Annotated in this window: 11 protein-coding genes and 1 pseudogene; 7 read left to right on the forward strand and 5 right to left on the reverse strand. The window is 61.3% G+C overall.

Translation table 11 applies throughout. The annotated features are described in order from the left end of the window. Positions 1-302: 302 nt before the first annotated feature. From MPARV_RS0120365 to MPARV_RS0120375, 3 genes are all read right to left on the reverse strand, one after another. On the reverse strand, positions 303-1,961 hold the full coding sequence (locus MPARV_RS0120365) for a UvrD-helicase domain-containing protein (protein ID WP_020379567.1): 1,659 nt from the start codon (positions 1,959-1,961) through the stop codon (positions 303-305). Continuing rightward, complete coding sequence (locus tag MPARV_RS0120370; RefSeq protein ID WP_020379568.1) at positions 1,958-3,580, reverse strand: ATP-dependent nuclease; 1,623 nt, start codon at positions 3,578-3,580, stop codon at positions 1,958-1,960. Before MPARV_RS0120370 ends, MPARV_RS0120365 begins: the two co-directional genes overlap by 4 nt. A gap of 581 nt (positions 3,581-4,161) precedes the next feature. After that, a complete protein-coding gene (locus MPARV_RS0120375) occupies positions 4,162-4,416 on the reverse strand; it encodes a hypothetical protein (RefSeq protein ID WP_020379569.1) in 255 nt (84 codons plus the stop codon). Between the two features lie 15 nt (positions 4,417-4,431). On the opposite strand from MPARV_RS0120375, the gene MPARV_RS0120380 reads away from it, so the two are divergent. The 3 genes from MPARV_RS0120380 to MPARV_RS23320 all read left to right on the forward strand — a co-directional run bounded on the left by MPARV_RS0120380 (position 4,432) and on the right by MPARV_RS23320 (position 6,504). After that, positions 4,432-4,641, forward strand: a complete 210-nt coding sequence (locus tag MPARV_RS0120380) for a hypothetical protein (RefSeq protein ID WP_020379570.1) — start codon at positions 4,432-4,434, stop codon at positions 4,639-4,641. 577 nt (positions 4,642-5,218) lie between these two features. Then, positions 5,219-5,458 carry a hypothetical protein gene (locus tag MPARV_RS25100; protein ID WP_157789764.1) on the forward strand — a complete coding sequence of 80 codons (240 nt, stop codon included), beginning with the start codon at positions 5,219-5,221 and terminating at the stop codon, positions 5,456-5,458. 458 nt (positions 5,459-5,916) lie between these two features. Continuing rightward, positions 5,917-6,504 carry a pentapeptide repeat-containing protein gene (locus tag MPARV_RS23320; RefSeq protein ID WP_031279581.1) on the forward strand — a complete coding sequence of 196 codons (588 nt, stop codon included), beginning with the start codon at positions 5,917-5,919 and terminating at the stop codon, positions 6,502-6,504. A 367-nt stretch (positions 6,505-6,871) separates the two neighbouring features. Here MPARV_RS23320 and MPARV_RS26245 read toward each other — a convergent pair. Then, positions 6,872-7,069 (reverse strand): annotated as a pseudogene (locus MPARV_RS26245) (transposase); the annotation flags it as partial. A gap of 15 nt (positions 7,070-7,084) precedes the next feature. Then, positions 7,085-8,362 (reverse strand): transposase, encoded by a 1,278-nt coding sequence (locus MPARV_RS23325; RefSeq protein WP_020379575.1) that lies wholly within the window; start codon positions 8,360-8,362, stop codon positions 7,085-7,087. A 347-nt stretch (positions 8,363-8,709) separates the two neighbouring features. Here MPARV_RS23325 and MPARV_RS23330 point away from each other — a divergent pair, with 347 nt between their 5' ends. From MPARV_RS23330 to MPARV_RS0120425, 4 genes are all read left to right on the forward strand, one after another. Then, entirely contained in the window at positions 8,710-10,026 is a 1,317-nt protein-coding gene (locus MPARV_RS23330) for a pentapeptide repeat-containing protein (RefSeq protein ID WP_081582499.1), read from the forward strand. Between the two features lie 600 nt (positions 10,027-10,626). Then, entirely contained in the window at positions 10,627-12,591 is a 1,965-nt protein-coding gene (locus MPARV_RS0120410) for an IS1380 family transposase (RefSeq protein ID WP_020379577.1), read from the forward strand. Positions 12,592-13,046: 455 nt separating this feature from the next. Continuing rightward, on the forward strand, positions 13,047-13,706 hold the full coding sequence (locus MPARV_RS0120415) for a pentapeptide repeat-containing protein (protein WP_020379578.1): 660 nt from the start codon (positions 13,047-13,049) through the stop codon (positions 13,704-13,706). A 1,709-nt stretch (positions 13,707-15,415) separates the two neighbouring features. After that, the coding region (locus MPARV_RS0120425) for a tetratricopeptide repeat protein (RefSeq protein ID WP_202948874.1) at positions 15,416-16,688 on the forward strand (1,273 nt) is incomplete at its 3' end.

Genomic DNA, 16,688 nt, shown 5'->3' on the forward strand with positions numbered 1-16,688 from the left:
CTTCACTTCTGTGATCGGAGCCATCATCGCGTGTCGGATTCCCGCACGCGAATCGACCCACCCCAACACTGAACGACATATCTCACGACTATTTCAGGGGCAAGTAGCTAGCACATCTTCGGGTCGCTCCGTCTCGGCGAGCTCAGGACGCTGAAGGTGAGCCGGACGAGCCAGCCAGACGCTCTCATTGTGTTCCCTGAGTCGCCACCCGGAACACGGTAAGTAGCCGGCTGCCGCTGATCGGTACCAGGAACGTTAACTCGACCCCGTTGGCCTCGGGATCGGGATAACCGACAGGGCAGTCAGGGAGCAACTACCACGGCGTGGGGCTCGATAATGCGGAGCCACCGCGATGGCTGTTGCGTATATCCGCGCACACGCTCGCAGATCGTGAGGACTAGCTCCTCCTTAGCCCTGGATGCCATGACGTGCAGGAGAGCCAATTCTTCCTGAACCTTAGGATCCTCGTCGGGGAACCCCTTGACGAAGAAGCTAGGGATCTGTCCCTCCTCGAACCCCAGCACGATCACTTTGTCGAAGCCTTGCCCCTTGCCTGAGTGACCCGTCAGCAGATGGACGCCGTGTCCGACTGGTTCCGCCAGGTCGCTGCTGATGCGGATTCGGTGTATCAGTTCGTCAAGCGCTTTATCTTCCCCAATCAGGTCGAGCAGCTCGTCGGCCGCGTCTCGAAGGTCGATCTGGGTTGAAGCATTCTCGGGAGCGACCTCCTCGAAACATCTGAGATAGAGCTCCTGAACTTGGTCGGTGGGTTCTAGCACCGTTGCGACCACGGAGTCGACGTGTTTGTTCAGGAGCTGAACGACCTCGGGCCGGTGAAGCGGAAAGTCCCATGTCTCGACATCGATGGCACTCGCTTGAAGCGTCTGGAGAAGGAGGTCCCTCCTCCCTCCCGGCTTCATCCGAGTCAGAACTCCCACCGATACCGGTCGCGGCGGGTGCTCCTGCATCGAAGCATCGGTCCAGCCGCGAATCACATCAACTAACCAGTTCGCCTCCTCTTGCGGAGTTGGGAACGATGCAATGGTGACTTGACCCCGATTGCCCCAGCTCTCGGGGACGGCGCTCGTCAAATCAGTGCCACCAAGCGCAACTGCAACGGCGGAGACAGCGGCGAGGACCTCGGGTGATGATCGGTAGGACTTGTGGAGCTTGACCACGTCGGGATTCCGGTCCCGGATCCGCTCGAACACCCACTCGGGGTCTGCGCCTGCGAACGTGTAGATGCCCTGCGCTCGATCGCCAGCAAAGACGGTGCACGATTGCCCGATGGGTTCCAGTAGGTCGTATTGGACTCGCGTAAGGTCTTGAGCCTCGTCAACGAGGACGCAAGCGAATCGTTCGGCGTAGAGGGCGGCGACGGCTGGCTCCCGGATGATGAGCAGCCCTACACGGAGCATGTCGTCGTGGTCTAAGCGAGAATCTTCCCGCAGAACCCGTTCGTAGGCGATCGCAGCAGCAAGACCGCTCGCTTCCAACTGGTTCATAACTTCTCGGTCAGTTCTCGCACCCGCCTTGGCGGTGCGAATGGCCATCCGAACATCGTTCTGCGCGGTCCGGGGCACGTCGAAACACTCAAACACCGATCGCTCAATCGACCGAAGGGCACGATCCTCCGGCAACTGTTCACGTATCGGGTCTTCGAGGACGTAGCGGTGCTTGTCATATAGGTGCAGCCCGAGACCGTGAAAGTTCATCACGCTTATCCAACTCTTGAACTGTGGCCCCACGTGCAAGGTCAGACGCTGCGCAAGGTTGTCCCGAGCCTTGTTGGTGAAGGTCACCGCCAAAATTCGGCGGCCCTTTGGCAATGCTCCTGTCCTAACGAGGCTGGCAGCGCGCTTCGCAAGCAGTTCCGTCTTGCCACACCCCGGCGGGGCGATCAACAGAGTGTCGGAAATGTCCGTCGAGCTGCACCAGTCGGCGGGGTCTAGGTCGGTCACGGGGCAACCGCCCGACCGGCGAGGTCGGCGAGAACGGTCAACAAGGTGGCCTGAGGGGCGGTGAGTCCTTCATCGAGCGCAGCGGCGGCTTCGACCTTGTGATTGCGTAGGTGTGCAGCGAGATCAGTCTGGGGGAGCGCAGCGACCGTTGCGGCACCCGTCGCATGCAAGATTCCAGCCTCCGTAAACAGCCCTGAGGCCACGAGAAGCCCCACGGTGGCGCTTACTCCAAGCGCAACGACGACTTCAGCCTCAAGATCGGGGGTTGAGATCAGAATATCGTGCTTGTGTAGGTCGGGTACCGCGACGCCAAGAGCCTTCGCGGGGAAGGTGGCTTCAGCGTTGTCGACAAGGCCGAAAAGCCGAAGCCTGAAACCACTCGGCCCGAAGAGCTGAATAGCGGGCTTGAAGTTCGCTGCACCTCCGAGGCTGACCACCGAGACGCCACGACGGTCGAAGTCATGCCCCAGCAGGCGAGCGACCGATCGCAGGAGAATGCGGTCAGAGACTCCCTCTACGAAGACAACCCGGTCGGCTGTGAGCGGCTCAAGTGCAGACTCCACCCACCAGTGCTGAAGACGTTTGGGATCACCAGCGAAAGCAGCGACGGGCAACTGGCGACACCCACCTGCGGTGATGGCAACGACATGCTCTGGTAGGAACTTGCTAAGGACCGCAGGCGCGTGGGTTGCAACGGCGCGCTGCCCCGGAGCCAAAGAGAGAATCTCGGCGAGGTTTGCCTGCCCGCGTGGATGCAGGTGGATCTCGGGTTCGTCGATAGCGAGGACCCGAGCGGCATCAGCGGTGAGGAGTTGGAGTGCGATCACCGCCATCGAGCGGAGGCCGTCTGACTGCGCAGCCAAAGGAGCACGCATTCCGTCCCGTTCGAGTTGCACATCCAGGTCGGCGAGAGGGTCGTCCACTGTCGATGCGGGTAGCTGGATGTGCAAGTCGTCCTTCTTGACTGCATCCGGGTACAGGTTGCTCAACTGATCGGCGAGCTTCTTCCGCAGCTTGCCTAACGACCCAGAGGTAAGCAGAGCTGCATCGAGAGTCTGGAGAGAGTTGGTGATTGCCGCACGTTCAGGAGGCTTAAGGTCCAACCCTTTGAGGAGAGCGCGAGTGGCGCTCAGCCGGCCGGAACCGAGGTCTCGGTCCGGCGACCGATTTGCTGGTAGGAAGGACCACCCAATCTGGCGGATGTCGTCCCGTGTAATGGCCGAGTCATCAACAGACGGCTTCACGAACGACCGAGTGATGTCAACGCGATCAAGGTCCAGCGCCGAAACCACTGCCGTGAGGCGAGCGGTCAGCCAGACTTCATTAGCCGTCGCGCCCGCACTCACCTGAACCTTATCTGCGAAATGGGCGAGATCATCAGGGTCGAGATCCGTGAGCCGTACTTCGACTTCGAGTGGCATAGTGGCATCACGAAGCTGACTCGGCTCGATCGATGCGTACAGCGAACTCCAGCTCGCCCCGATGGTCGAGTCGATCAGCCTGAGAATCGTCGACTTGCCGACTGCATTGGGCCCAACAAGCACCAACTGCGAGCGCACGTCGAATTTAACATCAGCCACACGTTTGTGGTTGGAAATCTTGACAGCTGCAACCCTCATGAATCTCCTGTGTTAGGAGCGCCCACGATCGACCAACAGCAGGACCCCACACTCGAGACTGCAGTGTACCGACGATAGCTCAGCTCTTGTCGAATGGCAGCTAGCTACACAACGGTCCCCGTTGGGTAGCCCAGCCAGCCGGCTCACTCTGAACGTGCTACTTCAACCTGATTCTACCGCGCGACAGCCCCACGTACGAACTGCCGATCTAAATCGAGTGCCGACTCGCCAGCACAGCAGGAGCCGGTCGACCACAGTGGCCGGTAGGCGGCTTGCCGAGTACGTCAGGTCTCACTGCAATGCGGCATCGCAACTTTGCTTCGGCTGTCCTTTTCCTTGTTCACCGTAACCGCGCCGAATTGTTTTCGAATGTGAAGACGCTTGACTACTCAAACTCGAACATGTTTGAGGACTATGGCGGTTTGAATAGAGAACGCCCGGTCAGGTGTAAGTAACGGGGCAAGGTGGGCGTGATGCGCCGCCGGCGTTGAGACCGACGAGATGATTGTGTCCCACCGAAGCAGGTTGGAATCGAGCCGGGAGCTCAGCAACGGGGGATACCTACTCCGCCAGGTTGGCAGCTATTGCTTTGCGCGTTTGAAGTAGTAGGCCACATCGGTTGAGTCTGTCGGCTGCACGACGACCTGAATGAGTTCCCAGCCGTCGGCTCCCATGACGGCGGCTTCGCCACTTGCCCAAGCGTGGCAAGTCTCGAAGTCGGGGATCACGAGACCTGAGCGTTCTAGCGACTTCATCTCCATCGGGCCGTGCTCCAGCCACACTTCCGAGAACGCTCTTTCTTTGTTGGCAACAATCCGGGCGTACTCAAGTTCCATGGGGCGTCACTCTAGATGGCAGCGGTCGGCTACCTCCAATATACCGGGATCAACGCAGCGCGTGTTCGGGTGAAGATCCTGCAGGCGCTGGAGTCGACGGGTGAAAGCACCGACGGCGATATTGACGCTTCGATCGTCGTGGAGCGCTGGCAACCTTCGCCACCACTCTTGAACGCACCCAAACCGATCTCAAAGGGGGTTGGAGACGCGGGGTCGCTGTTCTAGAGCACACGGAGCGTCGCTGGCGGCAGGATCGAACGGGGCCGACATTTCTCGGGAAGCCGCTGTCCTTGAAACTCAGGACGTGGCTGAGCGGCTCAAGGCCTCGTGCCTACCTGCTTCCGTGACTGACGGTCAGGCCAGAGGTGGTTTGGAAGTTAAATCGGCCTAGAGGCACATGGCGCGGCGCAGGCGGCTGGATCGGATGGTGCTGACCTCTCAAGGGAGGCAGCAGTCCTGGAACTTCAGGACGTGGCTGAGCGGCTCAAGGCCACGCGTCTGACTGCCAACCGTGATTGAGGGTTCCAAGGCCGACCCCCTTGGAACTAATCGTCGAATGCCCCTGTGGCGGGTATCCGAGCCACTCAGTCCGACGAGGTAGCGGAGTGACCGGGGAGCCGGTCGACGCGAAAAATCGGTGGGTCCGATGGTCCGGGTCAGCGCTGGTCAGGTTGGCAGACCCTCACCGGCCAGGGCGACGACGAGCGATCGTGTGCTACCCAAGGCGTTGGTCACCAGGGCGGGCAGAGGCCTGGCGGCGAGGATGGCAACCTCGGCGTTCATGGCAACGAGGGCTCCGAGGGTGCCTGACCACGCACACGACGTCGCCCGGCAGCGCCTGGTCGAGGAGCTTGGCCAGCTCGACCCGCTCAACCTATGCGCCGGAGGCGTGTCCGACGAAGACTCAAGCACAGCCCGCGGCGTTCAGCGCGTCGACCTGACCGGACGCATCCTGCCCGGCCGTCGAGACCCGTGCGTACCCCAGAAGAAGACCGGTGCCCATCGGGCGACCGTATCAATAACGGGGTTGGTGGGGGAGTAGTGAGACGTTGATTCCGCGCACGAGTTGTGAACGCTTTGAGTCGGTGCCCAGCGGTTTTCAGAAGTCGCCTTCATCCGCGTTCGTTAACGGCCGTTTTTGTACACAGGTGCGCAGGACCGGCGCCGGACTGAACGTTATGGGCGGCGCGAACCCGACTGGATCACGCACACATCGGATTTTACCGCGCTTTATCGCCGTTCGGGTGACGCCCGCTGCCCATGAATCGGGCTGCCAGATGCTGAAGCTGAGTGCGACAGAGTGCCAGCGGGGCGGGGACCGCCTGAGTCGGTGACTGACCCTCGTAGGCGCTCAGCAGTCGAAGTATATGGTCCGCTGCCCCTTGCCGCAGCTTTCACAGGGGGAAGCGTGTCGTCCTGATCGTCTAGCCTCATCGCATTAGGGCGTAGGCGACTGGGATTGCCATTTTGCCTCTCGACCCCCAACAATCAGGGAGCCAGATGAAACCGGTAGGTGTGCATTTCCGGGTGGTTGTAGGCATCGCGATCCCGATGCTGTTCGTAGTCGGTTGCTCGTCCAGCGAAGACGAAGGTGCCTCAGAAGTCTCAGGGGCCGCTGACGTCGAGGCAAGCCAGGCACAAGGCGAGGACGCCCCAAAACCTGACCTGCGGGTGCCCATAGCTGAGAGAATGAAGTGCCCGGATGGTCTCAGGGTGCTGGCGAGAGACGACGTCGTCGGAGTCGATGTTAATGAGAACCCCACCTACCTTGAGTGTGCGGACATATCCGGCATGGATCTATCAGGCCTGAACCTGATCGGTAGCACGCGTGGGGTATATATGCTCAGCACCGACATGTCGGATGCGAATCTGAGCGAAGCTCGCATGTCTGGCGCAAATATGCATGGAGCAAACCTGAGCGGAGCGGACCTGACTGGCACCGACCTGGCCGAGGCCTTTCTCGATAACGTCGATTTCACAGGTACAGATCTGAGTACGACCAGCCTTTCAGGGGTGGAATGGACCCCTGGTAATGATCCCATCTGGCCGGTCGGATTCGATGCTCCCGTCAATTCGTACGACCGATAGAGGGAGCTGTCACTCCGCTCTGAATCGTGCGGACTCACTCACAAGTGTCGCAGCTCGATCAGACCTCTGGGGTCGCTAAGTTCTCGGTGCCAACCCGACGGACTGCGTTGGCATCCCAGCGCCGCCCCTACTGGCTGGCGGGGTCGAACCATCGGTGGACTCAGAACTCGAACGTCGCTGTCACGGGTCGCTAGGTGGCTGGTGTTCTTTGGGGTGATTTGGGGGCTGGCTGGTCTGGTCGGGCCAGCAGTGACGGTGGTTGTGTGGGCCGGTTTGTGGCTGGTGGGCGTGTTGAAGGATGGTCCGGCCGGTTTGGTGGGCTGTTGGGGCGGGCCGGCCCGTGTTCGGGGTGGTTGCTCCGGGCTTTTTAGGCTGCGGCGACCCATCCGGTGGGTGTTGATCTGACTCCGAGCGCGCCGAGTCTGGCCAGGTTCTGGGATGCTGCGAGCAGCGCAAAGTCGGCTCCGACTTTTATGCGGCCTCGCATGCGGGCACGCCGCCCGCCGTGTTGTCGACGCAGCAGGTGTCCGAGTTTGCGTTCGACCTTGGGTCGGTTGGCCCGATAGTCGTCCTTCCAGCCCTAAGCGGCTTGGCGTTCCCTGGCGTCGGCCAGGACAGCTTCGAACGGTCCGATACTGATCGTCCGTCCCGACTGTGATTCGGTGCACGACTTGCGGAGCGGACACTCGGCACATACGTCACCGAACGCTGCTGCTCCTTGGGTTCGGTCTTTGCTGCGACGGATCGACACGGTCACCCCGGACGGGCAGCTCACCGTGTCGGCATCGAGATCGATGTTGAACTTCGACTTCGGGAACCGGCCTTTCTTGTTGACCGGTTTCTGGGTCCGACACTTCGACTCCACACCGGCATCTTCGAGGGCTTGTTGGAACTCACCGGTCCCATAGGCGGAGTCCCCGTAAACGATCGGCACCTCCTCGTCCTCACCGGTGGCGGTGCCGTCTGCATCGGCGTCGGCTGTGCCGTCTGCGTCGGCGGTGTCGGTGTCGGTGGTGGTGCCGTCTGCGTCGGCGGGGTCGGTGTCGGTGTCGGTGTCGGTGTCGGTGTCGGTGTCGGTGTCGGTGTCGGTGGTGGGGAGGATGTCGGCGATGAGGTCTTTGGCGACCGCAGCATCACCAACGTTGCCTGGGGTGACGATCGTGTTGGTGATGATCTCCGAGTCGGGGTCTTCTGCGATGTGGCCGTTGTAGCCGTCAAAGTTCCGGGCTGCGGTCTTGTGACCATGCCTCGCGTCGGGGTCAACCGTGGAGATCACCCGGTCCTTCGCAACTTTCCGGGCGATCACAAACCTGCCGGTCTCATCGGTCTCGAGGTCCTGGCCCAGGACCGTCGCCAACAACTCGCCCGCCCGGGCAACCGGCCCGGGAAGGTCCCGGCCGTCCAACACACCCAAGCAGGCGTGACCATCGGCGGCGAGCTGGTCGACCAACACCACCCGGGCGTCGGGGTCTTCCCAGTCACAGTCGGGTTTCCCCGGCCCGGTGTAGTCATCGTCGCGCTCAAGAACAGCCCGCAACTCGCCGCCCAGCACAGGGTCGGCGACCTTGAGAAGCCCCCGGATCGCGGCGCGGATCATCGTCACGGTGTCCTGGGTCGCGACCGCGTCATAGATCGGCGCGGAGTCCATCACCCGACGTCGGCCGACCAGCCCGGCAGAACGTGCCACATCGACGGTGACGTTGAAGATCCGGTCCGGGTCGGCCGAGCGGGCCAGCCGGGAACGCATGCTGGCCAACACCGTTCGTTCGAAACCCGGATAGTCAAAATCGAGGCCGCCGCACGCGTATTTCCAGCGGGCATCGAACTGGAACGCGCCGACCGCTTCGCGGTCCGACATCCCAACGCTTTCTGCAACACCATCACCACCGCCACGATCCTGGGTGGGACCGACCGGCGGCCTGTTGTTTGGAACAGATCAGCAAACGCGTCATCAGGGAACAGCACATGGCACTCACGATGAAGGACCGACCAGATCGAATCCTCAGCGACAGCGCCACCAACAAAACCGGTTGTGGACCGGAACACGTCACCCTGCCGGGGTGTCTGCCCGACCGTCACAACCCGCACCCAACACCAAAGAACATGCCTGCAATTCTAGCTGTCCTGAACCGGAGTCGCGAGTCCCAACCGGCACGAAAAACACCAGCCACCTAGACATGATCCAACTCGCATAGAGTGAACCACATGCTATTCAGTTCCCGGGTTCCCTTTCGCCTTCTCGCAGTTTGTGCGCTGACAGCGACCGCCGTTGGTTGCGGTGACGGTGAAGAGTCCTCGGAAGCGCCCCGCACGACCGCGAAGCGGTCAACCTCCACTGAGGCCCCAACCACCACTCAACCCAAGACCACCACCACGAGTCCTGCAGATGAGAACCCGTGTCCTAACGGGCTGGCCAATAACGGGGAACCGGTTGACGGCTCGCAGCTTGACCAGCGGGTCGATCTCGATTGTGCAAATCTGTCAGATCTGAACCTGTCATTTGAGAATTTGTCAAATGCTAATATGTCAGGGTCCGACCTGAGTAAAACCAGGCTTGGTCAATCGAAGCTAGCTGGATCCAACGTTCGGCATAGCAAAATGGTTGGGACAGCGTTGAGGGACTCCGATATGTCGAATATTGATGCATCTTACGCTGACATGACCGGGGCCGTCCTTACGAATGCCGAATTGACTCAAGCGAAGCTGGTCGGGGCCAACCTGTCCCGAGCGGATCTAACTGGTGCGATTCTGTTTGAAACCGACTTGGAGAGTGCGGATTTGACCGCAGCGAACATGGAAGGTGCTGACTTAACTCGTGCCAACCTTGAGGGGGTCAAATGGAACCCGGAAGAGAACCCCCCCACCTGGCCAGATGGCGTCGCTGTACCCGGCAACGCTTGGGACCCAGAGCAAGATGAGGCGGAGTCCGGTGCAAATGTGGAGGACGGCGACTGCGCTTCCGGTCCCGTCGATCCCAGCCAGTTGGAAGCATTCGCAGGCCTTGATACAAGGGACGTCGCATCTGGACGTATACCTGGGTCGAACCTTGCCAACGCAAACCTCGCATGTGTCGATCTAGAGGACGTCTATATGGACGACTCGGATCTGTCGGGGGCAAACCTCGCCGGAGCCAACCTCTCCGATGCCAAACTGCGAAACGCTGTACTTACCGGAGCAAACCTGCAGGGCGCGGACTTGGGCAATTCGACGATGCCTGATGTCGATCTTGCGGGTGCCGATCTTAAGGGAGCGGATCTCAGCAACGCGGAACTCACCGGGTCGAATCTAACTGGAGCCGACTTGCGGGACACCGACCTTCGGTCCGCCGACCTCATCGGTGTTGATCTGTCAGGGGCTGACTTGACTGGCGCCACACTCACGCAGACGAACTTCTGGAACGCCATTCTCGACGATGTAAAGGCGGGAAACAACAAATGGGACCCGAAATACCCACCAAGGGAAGTCGACCTTTCTGGCGCCGGCGAGAATCAATGGGATCCCAGTGTGGACGGGGCTGACTAGCTAGCGGATGAGGTCGCGTCGGCTGTAGAGAACGAAACCGCATAATGATCCTCCGGATGCCAGACTCCCACGGCCTTGATTGCTTAATCTCCCAGTCCGAAGTCGCCAGGTCTGCTCCGGTGCGGTCCCCGGAGTTCCGTACCCTGCCTCGTCGGCCTCGGCGACCCACTCTCCAAGCACCATTCGGGTGGTGCGTCAGCACATATCACCGCCCAGAATCATCGGCCGAGACGCCGCATCGTCCACCCGGTATCGGCCCAATCCGAGGACTGCACAGTCCCGGTCAAGAGCAGCCCGATTGCGGCGTCCCCGGCGCCGTCGTTGGGCCGAACGGCTGAGCCTGGGGCCGTCTCACAAACAGTGAAGATGGTGGTGGGCTGACCAGCGGCGTCTGACCTGCTCACAAACTGGCCTTCCTATGGAGGTGTCTTTGCTGGGACGTGTCGGCGTTGTTGGTCAGTCCGACTGTTGCCAACCGCGGCCGGTCCCAGATCGAACGTGGCCTGATAAGGAACCTGCGCTGACAGATGCCCCGTCACTGTTGTGTCCGTCGGTCCCGGCCACCGGTCGCCCTGCCTATATCGGAAAGGGACCACCAACATGAGCGACTCATCAACCGGTGTCATCGCCGGAATCGACTGCCATCTCGACCAGCACGTCGTCGCCGTACTCGATCCGCTCGGCCGACTTGTTGGCACGAGATCGTTCCCAGCGAACTCGAAGGGTTACGCAGAGGTGTGGAGCTGGATGTCCAGTTTCGGCACACTGATCACCGTCGGGGTCGAATCAACCGGCGCCTACGGTGCTGCACTCACCCGCCATCTCCGATCTCGTGGAGCCAGGGTCATCGAGGTGAATCAGCCACACGCTCATACCGCGGCCCGGCGAGGCAAGGACGACCACATCGATGCCGAGGCAGCAGCCCGCAAAGTGCTCTCTGGCGAAGCGACCGCAGCAGCCAAGGACGCCACCGGGATCGTTGAGTCCATTCGCCAGTTGACGGTGGCTCGCAGTGGCGCGGTCAAGGCCCGTACCGCCGCTCTGGGCCAACTCGGTGCTCTGGGAGCTGGTTTGGGACGCATTCGTCAGGTGCGATCTAGCGCGTCGGTTTCGGTGCGTTATGACGGCGTCGATGAGACCGACAAGATCGTCGCGTTGGGCGGTTTGGGGCCGCTCGCCGAGTACGCGGATCGGCTTGGTCTGTCCGCCGGGTTCGCCTCGGCGGTGCCCTATCGGGGTGCCGCCATGCCGGTCGTGGATCGGGGTGGGCTGTTGGTCCACAGTCTGTTGATGTTGAACGCCGGTGGCGACTGTTGCACCGACCTTGGGATGCTCCATCCAGCCGGAGGCGTGCTGGGCGATGTCGGTTCGGAGACGACGTTCCGGCGGATGATCACCGACATGGCCAAGACTGCCAAATCGGTCCGCGCTGTCGATGACGTGATGCGCAAGGTCCGCACCAGGGTGTGGGCCGAACACGGCTGGTCCAACCCCGGCCACCGGGTGATCATGGACATCGACGCCACCCTGACACCCGCGCATTCGGAGAAGGAAGACGCCAAAGGCAACTACAAACGCGGGTTCGGGTTCCACCCGGTCGCGTGTTTCGCTGACTGCTCAGGTGAGGCCCTCGCAGTCGAGCACCGGCCCGGCAACGCCGGCGCGAACACGATCGTCGATCTGGTCGGCATCATTGACGCCGGTCTCGACGCGCTCCCCGAAACGGTCGCCCGGTCGCATCGTCCCGGCGCTAACGCCGCTGAAGCGGCCAACGAGATCCTTGTCCGCTCCGATTCGGCCGGGCACACCCTCGGGTTCTTGTGGGACATGTCGGACCGCAACCTGCGGTTCTGTGTCACCGGCCGGTCGAACAACATCTTGAGTTCGGTGATCCTCGCCTTCGACGAGAACACCAACTGGGAGAACGCTTTGCGGCCCCGCAACGTCGATTGGGACGGCAACGATTCTGATGTCGATGCACGTGCAGCGCAGGTGGTCGAGGTCACCCATAACCCGGCCATCAAGGACTGGGTTGGCCTGAAGAAGCGACCCAAAGACGACCTCGATGTCCACTACCCGCCAGGCACCCGGATCGTCATCCGACGCGAACCGTTACACCCCGGCGCCCAACAAAGGATGTTCGACACCAACGGATGGCGTCACACCATCATCGTCTGCGACCTCACAGACGACAGCCCGTTGGAGATCGACCAGCTCCAACGCGAACACGCCCACGTCGAGGAGAACATCAAACGTCTCAAGACCACCGGCCTCGACCGCTTCCCGTTCCCCGACACCGCCCGCAACAAGGTCTGGACCGCGATGGTCGGCTGGGCCCACACCCTCTGCCGATGGTTCCAGCTCGACCTCCTCGCCGGCACCGAGTTCGAACACGCTCACCCCAAAAAGCTGAGGCGCTGCCTGTTCGGCACACCGGCGATCCTGCGCACCAAAAACCGGCAGGCATGGACACTCTGGCCCAAACGCTGGCCTTGGAACCCACACCTCCGGACCGCCGGACGACGACTCCGCACCATGAACCCGCCCACACCACTCAGGATCTGACCGCCCGCCACCCGAGCAACCAGCAGCCCCACCCGGGAACACCGGGCCGGGCTGCTTCACCGACCCCACACACCAGTCTGAACAATCCTCAACGCACCGTGCGGGCGGCCAGCAAACCCCCAAACCCGACGGAAGCAGCCCACCACCCCCACCAACCCACCACCATCACACCAAAACAGCCTTCAAGTCGCCCTCAGCGAAGAAGCGTGCCGGATCGCGGCTAGCTCCGAGCACCAATCAGGCCGTGTGTAAGGTGGCGTTGCAGCCATTGGCGGCTCGGTCTTCAATCACGCAGGTCTGCGAGGGGCGATCAATTGAACACTTCCCGGAAGCCAGAATCTCGATCCACTTCGGTGCTAGCCTTGCTCCTATTGCTTGGGAGCTCAATCGCACAATGGCACAGACCCCGACGCACCCAGCGTGATCGTACATCTCGACGTGTTAGAGGTTCTCGCATGTCTGTCACGGATATCATCGTTCGAGAGGTAATCCTGGCAGCTGTCATTACGGGCGGGTTTTTGGGCATCCAGCTTGCCGTGGACCAGTCCAGAAGCCTCGCGGCGGACAAGCGATCGATGCAGCAAACTCTACTTTTAGCCGACCTCCAAAAAATCCAGCTACCGAAGGAAAACCTATCCGGACTATCTTTCGGGGGCAAGAACTTATCGGGAGCGGACTTGTCAGGAGCCAATCTAAAGGCGGCGGTCTTGTCAGGTGCAAACTTGAGTGGAGCCAACCTGGATGAAACAGATTTGTCTGGGGTCAACCTTAATGGCGCTAACCTCGCAGGAGCGAGCCTGGCCGGTGCCGATCTCACCAATGCCACCGCTACGTCGGCTGATTTCACTGGGGCGAGTCTAATCGGCGCCGATCTAACAGGAGCTAGCTTGAAGAGCTCCGACCTGCGCAACGCACAGGCGACGGACGCGCGGCTGGATCATACCGATCTCTCCTTTGCCCTGTTAGACTACGCCAACTTTGAAGGCGCAGCGATCTCAGATTCGATCATAAATGCGGAGTGCACGCCGTCCACCTCCTTCAGACTGGCGAAAGTTGAAAATACTAGTTGGGAACGATGCCTTGAAGGAGGCCCAGATTTGCGAAGTGAATCGTGATTATGAACTTTGGTCGCGATGGGTCACGGTCTTTCTTGGTATGTATCGCTTTAGTTTCGTCTCTGCTCGTCTTCGGATGCGTCGATGAGTCGGGACAGTCGGCCAAACTCCCGAACCAAGATGAGCGAGTCTACTTTGTATCGAGTCTCTACGGGGGGGACCTCTTCTTGCCAGGCATGGAGGGCGACCCGATGAACGCATCTGCCTCGACCACTCATGAATATCAACCTGCAGGGATCAAGTTCGGCTCCGGTCAAATGTTTCATGTTGACAAATGGACTACGTGGACCAACGAGCGGGCGGTTGGGGCGGGTATGTATGTCGACCATCAGTGGGTCAAATCCCAGGGCAATGTCATTCTGGATCAACCTGAAAAGTGTGGGGATCAGTGGACATTTACTCATCTGCGTATGTCGTTGACCACCCTCCCGTCAGACACGCCCGATGCATCCTGGTCGGTGCCAGAGGTCCACATAACAACATGCTGACGCAGGTCGTGGCGACGGAGCCGAACAGGGGTTGGTCGAGGTCTCCTGATGGGCGCGACGCCGAGCGAACACGTCGTGAGCCACAGACCACCAGTTGTGCCAGGCGCTATTCGGCAGCCGTCGCACTCGGAAGACCGACCAAGCGACGGGGCCGCTGGCCGGATCGGGAAATTCGTCTAGGTCGAATGCCAATCTCGGCAGCTGCTGCTCTACTGAGTCAGCGGGCTGCCCTTCCGTGCGGCTCGCAGCGAGGCCGACCGGCCAGATAGCGAATCATAAAGCGAATTTGTCGGTGATCGTCAACTTACCGGCATGGGCTAGTCCGTCCTGCGCAGACCACAATCAGTCCACATTCTCCGGTGCATCACGCGGTAGGAGGTGGTACCTGCTGGCTTGGGCCTCTGAAAGGCCGTTAGGAACCAGGCCCTACCACCTGCTACTACATGTATGGCCTGACTCGTAATGCGCAGGTCAGGAGTTCGAATCTCCTCCCGGGCTCGAACCCATGGAATTGCAGCGATCTGACGGCTTGCGCACACGGTCAGCGAAGGTCGCGTGGCTTTGAGGGGCTACGAGCCGGTGGGCTCGTTTCAATACTTCCGGCGTCATTCTGAGGTCTCGGTTTACCGTTCCGGGGTGTCTAGGCCGGTGGCGGTTCTGGTGGGCGGAGGCTTGGTGGGGTTGGTCGGTTACCGTTCATGTGTGCGCTGGTCGGGGTCTCTTGGGGAGTGGGTGCGCCGGGAACGACTGTTGGTCGCTTTTTTGGCTGCGTGTGCTGCTGTTGTTGGCGCTGGGGTTGCGCTTGGGCTGGCTCAGTTGGCGGTGGTTGGGGCGGTCGTTGCTGCGGTGGGCGCTTTGGCGAAGGTTGTTGTGGTGCGCGGGGCTGTGAAGGTAGAGGGGTCTCAAGAGAGAGCGAAAGCTCGTCGGCATCTTCGGGCGCCCGTCGGTGCTGTAGCGGGGGTTGTGCCGACTGATATCGGCATTGATCCAGCGGTCCAGGCGATCCTTCCGGGCGGCCAGAGACCCGAGTATGTCGAACGGTCGAAAGACGCTGAGCTCAGGGAAGCATTGAGTGCGGCTGTGACTGCGCGGGGACCGCGTGTCGTTGTGGTTCGGGGGCCGTCGAAGGTTGGTAAGTCACGGTCGTTGTTTGAGGCGTTGCTTCGGTCGGTCGGCGATGGTTGGTCGCCTCAGTTCGTTGCCCCGGTTGATGGTGAGGCGGTGACTGCGATCCTGACTCCGGGTGAGGACCCGACAGTTGATGCTGGTCAGGCGGTGTTGTGGCTCGATGACCTTGAGCCGTTTCTGAACTCCGGGGTGACTTTGCGAACCCTGAATGAGTGGAATGCTGTGGCCGACGGCCGGGTGGTGGTGGCCACTTACGGGGGGAAGGGAAGCAGTCAAGTTGCTGACGAGTGGGGCTCTACGCTGACGAGTACTGCCCAGGAGGTCCTCCAACATGCAGCCGTTGTCACGCTCGCCGAGACGACCGGAGGTGAGGTTGAGGGGCTTCGGAGCCAGCTGGGCTCCCGTGACATGGCGGCGGTTGAACGCCACGGTTTGGCGGCGTTTTTGATTGCGGGCCCGCTGCTGGAAGGGAAGCTGAACGATCGTCGCCATGATCCTGGAGATCCCGAGTCACCGGAGGGGGTCGCGTGCGTTCACGCGGTTGTTGATTGGGCTCGATGCGGTCGTACCGACCCGATTCCGATACCGGTCCTGCGCGAATTGTGGGCAAGCCGGTGCCCGGCTGCCGACAAGGCCACATTTGACGACGCGCTGCGATGGGGCCTCAAGCCTGTGGCCGGGTCAATCGCGCTGCTCACGAAGGTCGCTGACGGAATCGAGCCTTTTGACTACGTCGTTCGGCTGGTCACCCAAGACTCCGAAGTGTCAGCCCCGACAGACGAGTACTGGGATGCTGCGATCGGCACGGCCGAAAGCGACATAGCCCTCGTCGTGGGTGAGCGTGCATATGAGCAAGACCGGCTCGAGTTCGCAGGGCAAGCCTTCCGCAAAGCGGCCCGGTCGGATGTTTCCCAGACCGCGGCGATCGGCGGCTACAACACCGGCGTTGTCCTCGGGGTGTTGGGGCGTTCTGACGAGGAGATCGCCGCCTATGACGGGGTGGTTGCCCGGTTCGGCGATGACACCGAACCGGCGGTCCGCGAACGGGTCGCCGGGGCGCTGTTCAACAAAGGTGTGACGCTCGGGTTGTTGGGGCGTTCTGACGAGGAGATCGCTGTCTATGACGGGGTGGTTGCCCGGTTCGGCGATGACACCGAACCGGCGGTCCGCGAACGGGTCGCCGGGGCGCTGTTCAACAAAGGTGTGACGCTCGGGGTGTTGGGGCGTTCTGACGAGGAGATCGCTGTCTATGACGGGGTGGTTGCCCGGTTCGGCGATGACACCGAACCGGCGGTCCGCGAACGGGTCGCCGGGGCGCTGTTCAACAAAGGTGTCCGGCTCGGTGTGTTGGGGCGTTCTGACGAGG

The organism is Candidatus Microthrix parvicella Bio17-1, from assembly GCF_000299415.1.
GTDB lineage: Bacteria > Actinomycetota > Acidimicrobiia > Acidimicrobiales > Microtrichaceae > Microthrix > Microthrix parvicella.